The 12,327-nt window shown below is 68.3% G+C and carries 6 protein-coding genes and 1 tRNA gene; 2 read left to right on the top strand and 5 right to left on the bottom strand.

Going from position 1 to position 12,327, the window contains the following annotated elements:
* Positions 1-6: 6 nt before the first annotated feature.
* From AC07OY_RS02190 to AC07OY_RS02170, 5 genes are all read right to left on the bottom strand, one after another.
* Positions 7-2,418, bottom strand: a complete 2,412-nt coding sequence (locus AC07OY_RS02190) for a glycosyl hydrolase 115 family protein (RefSeq protein WP_495040881.1) — start codon at positions 2,416-2,418, stop codon at positions 7-9.
* Positions 2,418-3,407, bottom strand: a complete 990-nt coding sequence (locus tag AC07OY_RS02185) for a hypothetical protein (RefSeq protein WP_495040880.1) — start codon at positions 3,405-3,407, stop codon at positions 2,418-2,420. The genes AC07OY_RS02190 and AC07OY_RS02185 overlap by 1 nt, the downstream gene beginning before the upstream one ends.
* On the bottom strand, positions 3,404-5,245 hold the full coding sequence (locus tag AC07OY_RS02180; RefSeq protein WP_495040879.1) for a rhamnogalacturonan lyase: 1,842 nt from the start codon (positions 5,243-5,245) through the stop codon (positions 3,404-3,406). The genes AC07OY_RS02185 and AC07OY_RS02180 overlap by 4 nt, the downstream gene beginning before the upstream one ends.
* Positions 5,246-5,506: 261 nt before the next feature.
* Positions 5,507-8,653 carry a TonB-dependent receptor gene (locus AC07OY_RS02175; RefSeq protein WP_495040878.1) on the bottom strand — a complete coding sequence of 1,049 codons (3,147 nt, stop codon included), beginning with the start codon at positions 8,651-8,653 and terminating at the stop codon, positions 5,507-5,509.
* A 344-nt stretch (positions 8,654-8,997) separates the two neighbouring features.
* Entirely contained in the window at positions 8,998-10,344 is a 1,347-nt protein-coding gene (locus AC07OY_RS02170; RefSeq protein ID WP_495040877.1) for a TolB-like translocation protein, read from the bottom strand.
* Between the two features lie 124 nt (positions 10,345-10,468).
* Between AC07OY_RS02170 and AC07OY_RS02165 the strand changes: the two genes are divergently transcribed.
* Positions 10,469-12,109, top strand: a complete 1,641-nt coding sequence (locus AC07OY_RS02165) for a rhamnogalacturonan acetylesterase (protein ID WP_495040876.1) — start codon at positions 10,469-10,471, stop codon at positions 12,107-12,109.
* A 26-nt stretch (positions 12,110-12,135) separates the two neighbouring features.
* A tRNA-Met gene (locus AC07OY_RS02160) sits at positions 12,136-12,212 on the top strand.
* Positions 12,213-12,327: the final 115 nt, after the last annotated feature.

The raw sequence follows: 12,327 nt of genomic DNA, 5'->3' as shown, positions 1-12,327 counted from the left end.
ACGGCGTCAGGGGCGGCAGGCGCCGGGTTGAAGGTCGGCGCCGTCGAACATCAGGTCGCGCTGGGCGGCCTTGATCTCGATGCGCAAGGGACCGGCCGGGCGTTCAGCCAGCGGCAAAGTGGCCGTCAATTGATTGCCCAGTACGCCTTGGGCCCAGACAGCATCCTGGGCGCCACGCGGCCAGCGCAGCGCATGGGCCTGGCCGTCGATGAACACATCGGCCTGCCACGCAGCGCCCGCCACCAGCGGATAGGTGGGCAACACATGCACGCGCAGGCAGTGGGTGCCCGCCGCCACGTCGGTTCGCAGCGCCAGCGTTGCGCCGGGCCACTGCGCGCTCAGCACGCCCTCACCACGGCCAAGGCCGGGGATGGGGCGCCAGCCGCCCGAGGCCATCAATCGCAGCGCGGGCGGCGTGCGCACCGCGGCCACCGGCGCGAGGTCGGCGGCGGCGCGGGCCAGGTCCTTCAAGGCATCGGGTGCCTGTCCGCCCAGGCCGGGCGCGGGCAGCAGCGGCGCCAGCTGGCGGTAGCTGGTCCAGAGGTTGTCGGCCGGCTCCTCGGCGAGGATGCCGGCCCAGCGTCCCGCGTTGTAGCGTGCGGTCAAGGCCTTGAGGCGCCGGTCGGATCGCGCGGCCTGCGCGGCGAAAACGCGGGCGCCGGTGGGGTCGCGCTCCAGCGTCGCGGCATAGCGCTCCAACGCGAAGAAGCGCTCATTGGCCAGGGCCGAGGCGCGCAGCGGATATTCGACGAGCTGAAAGAAGCCGTCACGTTGCGAGGCCGCGATGCGCGGGCGCAGGGCGTCGAGTTGCCCGAGCAGTTGCGCGAAGCGGCCCAGGCGCTCTTGGATGGCGTGGGCCGAAAGCCCGCTGCGCTTCATGCGCTCGCCGGGCAGGTGGTACTGCAGATGCTCCGGGCGGCGCTCGAAGTTGAGGCGGTAGTAGCCGTCCCAGATGTCGCCGATGCCGGCCACGCCGAACAGCCGCGCGGCGAGGCCTTGCAGCCAGGCCTGCTGGCTTTGCGCGCGCACGGCCGCCGGGTTCCAGGCGAGGTCGAACCAATGGCTGAGGTTGACCTCGTGGGGCTTGATGTCGCCTGCATTGGCCACCCACAGCCGCTGCGCGCCCGCATCGAAGGCGCGGCCCATCTCCTCGGCGACGAGGGCCGGCGGCGTGGTGCTCAGCCACAGATAGGACAGCGGCGCACCGAGGTAGCTCAGGTGGTAGTAGACGCCCGAGCCGCCGCTGCGTTGCGCCTGGGCGGCGTCGGGGAACTGGCGGACATAGCCGAAGTTGTCGTCGGGCCAGACCAGGGTCACGTCCTCGGGCAGGGCCAGGCCGGGCAGCAGCGGCAGCACCTCCTTGTAGGGCACGAAGATCTGGGGCACCCGCGCCGGGTCGCCGACGTGCTGCGCGATCAGTTCGCGCTGATCGGCCAGCAGGCGGTTCAGCAGCGCCTGCTTCTCGGCCACCGTGGCACCACCCTGCATGCCGGAGTCGTGGATGCCGCGCATGCCCAGGGTGTAGAGGTTGTCGTTGCGGCCATTCGTCTTCAGCCGCTCGGCCCAGTAGTCGCGCACCTGCTCGGCATGCGTCGCGTAGTTGTACTGCTCGTGCGGCGCCTTCCATTCGGCCACGTTGTTGCGCAGCAGCGGCTCGGCATGGGAGGAGCCCATGACGATGCCGTAGCGCTGCGCCAGTGCCGCGTTGCGCGGGTCGGCATTGAAGGCGCCCGAGACCTGGTGCATGGCCGGCCACAGCGTGTTGGCCTTCAGACGCAGCAGCAGACGGAAGACCTGCTCGTAGGTTTTCGGTCCCAGCGTGCCGGCCTCGGGCTCGAAGGTGAGCGCGGCCCAGGGCTGCAGGCCCCAGTCCTCGTCGTTGATGAAGAGGCCGCGGTATTTGACGGCGGGGCCATCATGCAGGGGGGCTTCAAGGCTGACGTGCAGCTTGCCGCGCCTGAGCGGTGCCACGTCGGCCCACCAGTGCCAGGGCGACACGCCCAGGGCCTGGCTCAGCGTGTAGACGCCGTAGGCCGTGCCGCGCCGGTCGGCGCCGGCGATGACCAGGGCCGCCTTCACGCCCGGGGCCGGGTGATGCAGCAGCTCGATGTGAAAGCATTCCCAGCAGCCCCTGAGCCGGCTCAGGTCCAGGCCCGCGGCGTCGATGGCCGGGTGGCGGCCGGCGGTGCCGATCCAGATCTGCACGGCAGCTTTGCTGGCGACCCGCAGCCCCAGGCGTTTGAAGTCCTGAGCGAGGTCTTGGGCGACAAAGGCTTCCAGCGGATCGGCATCCGGCGCCGGGACGATGGCGACACCATCCAGCGGCATGCTGCCCGCCGAAGCCTTGGTGTCGATGCCGAGCCCGGCATGCGCCGCAAAGGCCAGCGCCCACAGCAGGGCCAGCAGCAGTGCGCGCATCAGCGCGCCTGGAAGGCGGGACGCAGATCGGGCGGCGGCGCGTTGCGGTCCACCGTCAGCCAGCCGTCCTCGAGCTTCAGCTCGGCCACCTGGATGACGGTGCGCTGGTGCCAGCGGTCATCCGCCTTCGCCTCGGGCTCGCCGCCCTGGTGGGTGAAGTAGAAGAGATAGGCCCGGTCCGCCACGACCGTCACGCCGGGGTGCTGGCCCTTGGCCCTGTCTGTCGGATGCAGCCCCGTGTCGGCCAGCAACCGCGTGGGTTGCTCCTCCCAGTTCAAAGCGTCGTCAGAGCGCATGACGAGCAGGCCCTTCCACAGGTCGGCCACCAGCCACCACTTGCCGACGAACTGGAAGACCGTCGGGCCTTCGCCCTGCAGCAGGCTCACCGGGCCGCGCACGGTCCAGGCCTTCAGGTCGGGGCTGTCGGCAACCTTGAGCTTGCTGCCGCCCTGCTCATCCTTGAACCACATGCGCCAGCCGCCCTGCGGCGCGCGGATGACGGCGGCGTCGATGACCTTGGGCGAGCCCAGGTCCACGCGGCCGGCGCAGGTCCAGCTGCGCAGGTCGGTGCTGGTCAGGTGCTCGATGCGGCGCTCGCCCGTCCAGCTCTTGTGCACGCCGGGCACGATGGTCAGCCACAGGTGGTAGACGCCGTCGAAGTCCTGGATCTCGGGCGCCCACAGCGTGGGGCCGGTGCATTCGGCGGGGAACTTGGCCTCGCCGGCTGCGCGCCAATGGTTGCCGTCATCCGTCGTCGCGATGGCTATCGGTGTGGCGTGCACCCAGCTCACGTCCTTGGGATCGTCCAGCCGCAACGTCGCACGGCGGTTGGTATAGAACATCTCCCAGCGCTTGAGCCCTCGGTTGAAGACGAGAGACACGTCGGCAGCGCCGTCCAGCACGGGATCGCGGTACAGCGGGCGCGGCGCGGGTTCGACGCTGGCGCAGCCCGTCAGCCAGGCCAGCAGGAGCAGGGCGACAAGCTTCATGGCGTCGTGATGGGCAGGTAGCGGGGCGGCTTCATCGCGGCGCCGAGATGAAAGCTCGTGTGGGGCGGCTGGTTGTAGCCGGCGTTCTGGGCGGCCACCTGCACGCGGTACTGCGGGTCGTGCATCAGCGTGACGAGGCGATGCTCGGTCGGAATGGCCGTCGAGAAGATCAGCAGCGCGGTGCTGTCCTCGTTGCGCCAGACCACTTCCTCGCGCCAGTCGCCGAAGAGGTCGGCCGACAGCACCGGGTTGCCCTTGGTGCCGTTGTTGGATGCGGCGCCGAAGGCCTTGCCGTTGAGCAGGTTCACGAACTTGAAGGCGGCGGGATTCCATTTGTCGATGGCCACATTGTCCAGCGACTCGCGCAGCAGGTCGCCGTCCCACCAGATCGCGAAGTTGTAGCGGTTGGGGTGCTGCTCGCTGATGAGCTTGCCGCCCGCGTTCATCAGGCCGCCGACGGAGCCCCAGCATTCGGCGCCCGGGTAGGCGGGGTCGATGTCGAAGCAGACGCCGCGGCCGACGTCGGTGTTCTTGCCGGGCATGCTCCACAGCACCTTGCCGGTGGCGGCATCGTGCATCTCCAGGCCATGCTCGCCATAGCAGCGCGGGCTCTCGTGCACCATGAAGATCTGCTGGCCTTCGCGCGCCGGGTCGAAGGCGCTGACGTGCAGCGCGTCGCCGTGGCACAGGCCGGTGCTGTAGAGCAGCTTGCCGGTGCTGGCGATGGTGGCGGCGCCGTAGATGATGTCGTCGCGGCCGTCGCCATCCACGTCGGCCACCGAGAACCAGTGGGCGCCCTGCCCGGCCGCGGGTTTGCTGGCTTCATCACCGTCGCTGTCGAACACCCAGCGTTGCGTCAATCTGCCATCGCGCCAGTCCCAGGCGGCGATGACGGCCCGGGTGTAGTAGCCGCGTGAGAACACCGCGCTGGGACGCTCGCCGTCCAGGTAGGCCACGCCGGCCAGGAAGCGGTCGACGCGGTTGCCGTAGGCGTCGCCCCAGGCCTCGCCCTGCCCGCCGCGCGGCGGTGTGTAGTCGGCGGTGGCCATGGCGGCGCCGGTCAGGCCGTTGAAGACGGTGATCCACTCGGGCCCGGCCAGCACATAGCCGTTCGCGTTGCGGTGGTCGGCCTGGGCGTCGCCGATGACCTTGCCTTGTCCGTCGACTGTGCCGTCAGCCGTCTTCATCATGATCTCGGCCTTGCCGTCACCATCCAGGTCGTAGGCCACGAGATGGGTGTAGTGGGCGCCGGCGCGGATATTGCGCCCGAGGTCGATGCGCCACAGCCGCCTGCCGTCCAGCTTGTAGGCGTCCACGTAGGTGTTGCCGGTGTAGCCGCGCTGGGAGTTGTCCTTGGCATTGGTGGGCTGCCACTTGACGATGAGTTCGTACTCGCCATCGCCGTCCACATCGGCTGGCGCACCGTCGTTCGCCTGGTAGGTGTAGGCGACGCCATCGGGCGTGACGCCAGCTTCGGGCTTATGCAGCGGTACGCGCAGATAAGGCTGGCTCCAGGGTGCCGCGGCAGGCGAGGCCGACAGCTCCTTGCCCTGGATGACGGCGCGCACCGTGTAGAGGCTGTCGCTGCGGCCCTGCGCGTCGACGAGGCTGGTCAGCGGCTGGGGCTCGCGGTTGACCCGCTTGCCATCGCGGTAGATGTTGAAGCGCACGCCGGCGGGCTCGGTGCCGAGCAAGCGCCAGCTGACGAAGACGCCCGACGCTGTCGCCAGCGCCACGATGCCGCGATCGAGCTTTTCCATCTGCCTGGGCTGGGCGTGGGCGGCGCCAGCCAGCAGCAGGCAGCTGAGCAGTCTGGCGATTGATGACGGGACAGTCATGTCAGAGTCCGTTCCATGTTCGCGCGGCCGTCGTGTACGGGCGCGGGCCGAGCGCCGGGCCGCTCCCTAGCCGGCCCGCTCTGGCGATGTGCTTGCGGCTCAATGCCGCAAGCATCGCCGTCCCCTCGGGGGACCGCCCGGCCCGCCCGCGTCCAGCGCGGCGGGCCGGGCGAGGGGCTAAAAAAAAGGCCCCAGCGTTGGCGGGGGCCGGCGCGCAGTCAGCGCGACAAGGAGGCCATGCCGGCCCGGAGGTCCATCGGATCAGAGCTTGTAGCCCAGGGTCACGTAATAGCGGCGGCCCGACCAGGCCAGTTCGTTGGGGCGGCTCAGGTCGCCGGCATAGGTCAGCTCGGCCTGGTTGGTCAGGTTCTTGGCTTCGAAGGCCAGCGTGAAGTTCTTGGTGGCCTTCCACTGGATCTTGGCGTCCAGATAGCCGGTCTTGTCGGCGAAGTTCGGGTTGCCCGACACATCGTTGAAGCCGGTGTAGTACTTGTCGCGGTAGGCATAGGCCAGGCGGGCGTTGAAATTGCCGTCGTCGTACCACAGGCCCAGGTTGTAGGAGTTCTTGGACAGGCCCGGATAGGGCAGGATCGAGTTGTCCAGCGGGCTGATCAGCTCGTTGCCTGCGGCGTAGCTGAAGGTCATGCGGGTGTAGTTGGCATCCACGCCGAAGTTGCCGAGGAAGCCCGGCAGGAAGGACAGCGCCGTGCGGCCCGCCAGTTCCAGGCCCTGGGTCTTGGCGCCTTCGCCGTTGATGGCCTGCGTCACGTCGAACAGGCGGCCGTCGCCGTAGAAGTTGACGCCGCGGTTGATGATGCCCTTGCGGACATAGGTGCCGATCTCGGTGCGGAAGGCGGCCAGGCTCAGCTGCGTGTCGCGGCTGGGGTAGTACTCGACGCTCAGGTCGTACTTGGTGGCGCGGTAGGGCTTGAGGTCGGGGTTGCCGGCCGTGCAGTCGTCGGTGCCGTCACCGCCACGCGCCGGGTCGCCGCTGCCGGTGGTGCAGGTGACGTTGGGCGCCAGCAGGTCGATCGCCGGGCGCGCCATCACCTTGGCCGCGCCGCCGCGCACCAGCAGCTTGCCGTTGATCAGCTGCAGCGTGCCGTTCAGGCTGGGCAGCACGTCGCTGTAGCTGTTGCTGAGCGACACCACGGTGTTGCTGTTCACCAGCACCGAGCAGGTCGACACGGTGGCTGGATTGCAGGTGCGGTCGGTGCGGATGCCGGTCGAGGTCACGTCGGTGCGGGTGTAGCGCACGCCGACATTGCCGTCCAGCGGCAGGCCGAAGAGCTCGGTGCCCCAGTCCAGGCGCACATAGCCCGCCTTGATCTTCTCGGTGACGTCGAAGGCCGGGATCTGCGGATAGGTCTTGCCGTCGTTGCCGGGCGTCGAGTACAGGTATTTGTGCGAGAAGTCGCTGGTGTCGAAGATGCCCGAGGCCGCCGTGGCCGCATAGCTCGGCGAAGTCCAGTTGGCCGGCACGCCGGAGACGTCGCCATAGCCGCCCATGAAGGTGCCGGGCGACTTGGTGCGGATGGTGTTGACGATCTCCTGCATGCGCGCGCTGGTCACATAGGAGGTCTTGAACCCGGTGTTGATGTAGGTCTGCGTGTCGTTGGGGCGCTGCGCCGTGCCCGTGTAGAGCGGGTCCCAGATGAAGGTCTGGTTGACGTTGGCGGTGCGGGCATTGATGTCCACCGCCTCGTCGGTGGCGGTCAGGCTGCCGTTGTTCTGCACCAGGTAGCCGCCGCCGTTGAACTGGCGCGCGGTGGACTCGCGCATCTGGCCGCCGAACCACAGGCTCTGGAAGAAGCTGTCGTCAAAGTGGTACTGGAAGTCCAGCTTGCCGTTGCGCTCGGTGTTCTTGGTCGCCGACGGGCGGTATTGCATCTGCGCCTGCACATAAGAGGAGGCGTTGTCGGGGCTGTAGGCCGCCGGGAAGGTGAACTGCGGCAGGCGGGCGCCGTCGAGCTTGACGACCAGGCCGGGCGCGTTCTGCGTGAGCACGATGTTGTTGCTCTCGCTCTTGTAGTCCGACCTGGAGTCGCCCAACAGACCCTCGACGCGCCACTTGTCGTTTTTGAACTTGAAGCCGGCGGTGGTGTACTTGGAGTCGATGTCGAGGGCGAAATCGCGCGCCGAGGTGCTGAACGCGCCCTGGCCGCCCTGGCCCGCCACGTTCAGGCAGTTGCCCGCGGTGAACTGCGTGACATGGTGGTTCTCCACCACCATGCCGGCCGGCGTGGCGGCCGCCGGCGCGGCCACGCAGGTGCCGGCCGTCAGCACCGTGGCATCGGCGCGGTAGACCGGCGCATTGCCCGGCGAGGCCAGCCGCGTCACCGCCGAGAAGTCGGTGCCGTAGTTCATGTCGTTGAGCCGCTGCGCCTGCTTGTTGGCCTGGTAGCTCACATAGGCGTCCAGCTGCTGGGTGAACTGGTATTGCGCCGTCAGCTCGGCCGAGCTGCGCTGGTGGTCGCGGGTCCAGATGCCGTAGCGCGAGATGCGCGGCGAGTAGTCGAACCACTGCCGGTCGCAGTCGGCGCGGTTGGTGCTGCCAGCCGCGAATGTCGTACAGCCCGTGCGGGTCGTCACGGCAGCCGCTGTCGGGTTCAAGCTCGCGATCGTCTTGTCATCCGAGAAGTCCCAGTCGCGCAGGAAGGCCCAGGAGGTGTTGCGCGCGAAGTCGCCGCGCGTGTAGATCTTGTCGTAGACGAGATTGGCCATCAGGCCGAGCTTGCCGTCCAGGAACTTGTCGGCCAGCAGCAGCGTGCCGCGCGGCTGGATGCCGCCGCGCAGGCTGCCCTGCTCGGCCGCCAGCGTGCCGGCGATGGTGAGCTTGGTGAAGTCCAGCGGCTTGCGCGTCTTGATCTCCACAGTGCCGCCGATGCCGCCTTCGGTCAGGTCGGCCGTCGAGCCTTTGATGACGTCGATGGAGGCGATCAGCTCCGACGCCAGCTCGCGCAGTTCGGCGCCGCGGCCGGCACCGCCGGTGGTGCTCAGCACCGACATGCCGTTGATCTGGACGCGGTTCAGGTCGGGCTCGACGCCGCGGATGGAGACCTGCGAGCCTTCGCCGAACGAGCGCGACAGCTGCACGCCGGTGATGCGCGACAGCGCCTCGCCGACGTTCTTGTCCGGGAACTGGTCGATGTCTTCCGCAACGATGCTGTCGCTGACGGTGGACGCGTTCTTCTTGCGGTCGATGGCGCTCTGGATGGAGCGGCGGATGCCGGTGACGGTGACCGTGTCCAGCTGCTGGGCCTTGGCCGCCGCGGCAGGTGCTGACGCGGCCTCAGCCGGCGCCGCGGCCTGCTGGGCGTGGGCCTGGCTGGCCAGGGCGGCCGAAACAGCCAGGGCCAACGGTGTCCAACGCGAAACCGGCGCACCGCCGTGAATCTTCTTCAGCATTTTGTCTGTCTCCGAAAATATCGACCAGGGAGGGCTCGAAATGGCACTCTTTATTGCCCCGAAGACAGTCTAGGGGCCGGGTTTGCGCCGTGTTCATCGCTCAGCAAAGAATCACGGGCGTGATTGCTTCGACTCCGAGAAAACCCTTGAACGACGCGGGTTTCGATCACGTTCGTAATTATCCCGGGCGCACCCGGCAGGCAGGCGGGATGCGGCATGCCGGGCGATGCGGGCTGAGCGGCGCACCCGGCATGAATGAATATGGGCCAAACCCCGCCAAGGGTTGGCCCACAAATTCAAACATCAATATGCAAAAACGCGAATATCAGAATACATATTGAAGATCAGGGTTTGCGATCCAGCCACGCCGGCGGCACCGGCACGATGCAGATATTCATTTCGCGCCCATCGGCGGCCAGCATGGCGGACTGGATCTGGATCTTCCTGCCGTCGGGGCTGAAGGTCGGATGCGGATGGTCGCGCGCCGTGGTCTTGTGGCCGGTCGTCAGCAGCATCATTTCGCGGCTCTTGCGGTCGATCAGCCAAAGGCTGCGGCTGAAGTCGTCGCCGACCGCAAAGCGCCCGTCGGGCGAGCCATGCACATGCCACAGCCCGCTGCCCGAAGGCGTCTGGCCAGCGATCATGGTTTCACGCGTGCGCAGGTTGACGATGGCCAGGCCGGTCGGCTTCTCGCGCGTGCCGGCATCGCCCCAGGCCGCGTCCTGGCCCGGGTTGGCGCCTTCGACGCCGGTGGCTGCTGGCCGGTTCGGGTCGACCACGCCCGGGATGGGTCGGTGGCCCATGATGGCCAGGGCCACCTCGTCCCTGCCAATGAAGGCCTCGTGCGTGACCCATTCATAGGGCGCCTCGGGGTAGAGGGGGCGCAAGCCCGTGCCGTCGCCCTTGACGGTCCAGGTGCGCTGAGGCGACTTGCCGCCCGTCTCCCAGCTGAACACCAGCTCGCCCGGGTTCCAGCTGTTGCTCTGGATATGGCCGATCTGGAAGGGTACCGAGACCACATGCCGGATCTCGCCGGTCTGCACGTTGATCTTGCCGATGGCGTGCGGCCCGGCGCCCATGCCGCGCGGACCGAAGGGCGGCTCGATCTTGGTACCGGCCGGCAGCCTGGCGCCTGCGTAGGCCTTGCCCTGGATGCGAAAGTAGAACCACTGGCCGTCGGCATCGAGGGCGTTGTCGCCCACGGCTTCCAGTTCGGCCGGCAGCGTGCCGATGACGCGCTGGTAGCTGGTGGCCGGCTTCATGGCGCCGGCCTTGCTGTCGGCGAAGACGCGGTCCAGGTCCACCTCGATGGCCTGCATGGCCTTGGGCTCGCCGGCCTTGCGCAGGAAGTAGAGCCGGTTGCCGCCCGACTGCGCGAGATTGAGCATGCCCTCATAGCCGCCCTCGGTGACCTGCACCATCTCGCCGCTGGCCTCGTTCACCGCGATCGCTTCGCCCTTCGCCCGCGCCGAGCGGAACACCAGCCACTGGCCGTCGGCCGTCCACTGCGGATGGCTGGGATAGATCTTGGAGTCGCCACGCGGCTGCGTCGTCAGGAAGCTCAGCGTTGCGCCGGTGACGGGGTCGGGCAGAACGCGCTTCTCCGACGGGAAGCGCTGGCCGATCTGGGCCCAGGCCGGCACCGTGGCCAGCAGCAGGCCCAGCAGCAGGGAGGTCTTGCGAAGCGACATGGTGGTGGGGTCATTGATCGAGGTGGCGCGACTCTAGGACCGGCTCTGTTGCGCGATATTGCTGGGCCCCAATCGCTCAAGAACTTGCGCCGTCGCGGCCCGCGCTGCTCCTAGCATCCGCGCCATGACCGCCAAGCTCACCGCCCTGCTTTTCCTGCTGACTTTCTCCGTGGTCCAGGCCCAGACCTTCACCGCCGCGACCGACCCGGCGCGCGCCCAGGTCACCCTGCCCGCGCCGGCCAGGCCGGAGCTGCCGTCCCTCATCCTCATCGGCGACTCGACGGTGCGCAACGGCCACGATGACGGCCAGGGCAAGGGAGCGGAAGGCCAGTGGGGCTGGGGCAACCCCATCGCCGCCTACCTGGATGCGGGCAGGATCAATCTCGTCAACCGCGCCGTCGGCGGCCTCAGCAGCCGCACCTACCGGACCAGCGGGCATTGGGACAAGACCAGGGCCTTCATCAAGCGCGGCGACTGGGTCGCCATGCAGTTCGGCCACAACGACGCCAGCCCGGTCAACGACAACAGCCGCGCCCGCGGCGTGCTGCGTGGCACCGGTCCCGAGCAGGAGGACATCAACAACCTGCTGACCGGCAAGCCCGAGACCGTCTTCACCTATGGCGCCTATCTGCGCGGCTACATCGCCGAGATCCGCGCCCTGGGGGCCACGCCCGTCATCTGCGCGCCGGTCATCCGCAAGCGCTGGGAGGCCGACGGCCTGAAGGTCACGCGGGCCGGCGGCAACTACGCGGCCTGGGCGGCGGAGGTCGCGAAGCAGGAAGGCGTGGCTTTCATCGACCTCAATGAATGGGGCGCGCTGCGCTACGAGGCCCTGGGTCGGGCGACTGTCGAGAAGCTCTTCCCCGCGGACATGCCGCAGGAGACCGTGCACACCAACTGGCTGGGCGCGGCGGTCAACGCCCAGCTCGTCATTGCCGGGCTGTTGCAGAACAAGCTGCTGCCCGAGGACGTCTACCTGCGCCGCTTCGCGCCGGACGGTTCGGACGAGCGGCCGGTCATCGATGCCCGCAAGGTCAAGGTCGAAGCGCCGCGCGATGCCAGCCTGCCCAGCCTGGTGCTGATCGGCGACTCCACCGTGCGCAGCGGCGGCCAGAACGGCGCCTTCGGCTGGGGCGAGCGCCTCGGCACCTTCTTCGACACCCGGCGCATCAACATCGTCAACAACGCCATCGGCGGCCGCAGCAGCCGCACCTTCTTCACCGAAGGCCGTTGGGCGTCCGTGCTGGAGCAGCTCAAGCCCGGCGACTGGCTGCTGATCCAGTTCGGCCACAACGACGGCGCCCGCATCGGCGACCCTGCCGGCAAGAACCGCGGGTCGGTGCCGGGCATCGGCGATGAAACGGTGGAGGACACCCGGCCCGACGGCAGCAAGGAGACCGTGCAGAGCTTTGGCTGGTATCTGAAGCGCTACATCTCGGATGCGCGCGCCAAGGGCGCCAGGGTCGTGGTGCTGTCGCCCATCCCGCACAAGGACCGCTGGAAGCCCGAGCAGGCGCGCGACTTCGAGAACTACGCCGCCTGGGGCGAGCAGGTCGCGCGCGCCAGCGGCGCGCACTTCATCGACCTGACGATGCTCATCACCCAGGCCTACCGCGGCGTCGGCGCCGAGCGCGTCGACACCTTCTTCTCCGATGCCCGCACCCACACCAACGACGCCGGCGCCGTCTTCAACGCCACCCGGGTTGTCGAGGGGCTCCAGCAGCTGCCGGAAAAACCCTTGCAGGCTCTTCTTGCCAAGCCCTGAAAACTTCGCTTAGAATAGCGGGCTTAGGCGCTTTAGCTCAGTTGGTTAGAGCGATGGAATCATAATCCACAGGTCCGGGGTTCGAGTCCCTGAAGCGCCACCAGAATCCGAACGGCCCGAGCACTCCTCGGGCCGTTTTTCTTTGCAGAATCGTTCTGCTCCCGCAGCTGCCGTTTCAGGTGGCTGCTCCCGCAGCTGCCATTTGAGGCGGCCGCTTT

It is taken from the genome of Roseateles sp. GW821-FHT09H10 (assembly GCF_059415865.1).
The sequence above is the reverse complement of the archived record's forward strand: the minus strand, read 5'-3'. Positions and strand labels throughout refer to the sequence as shown.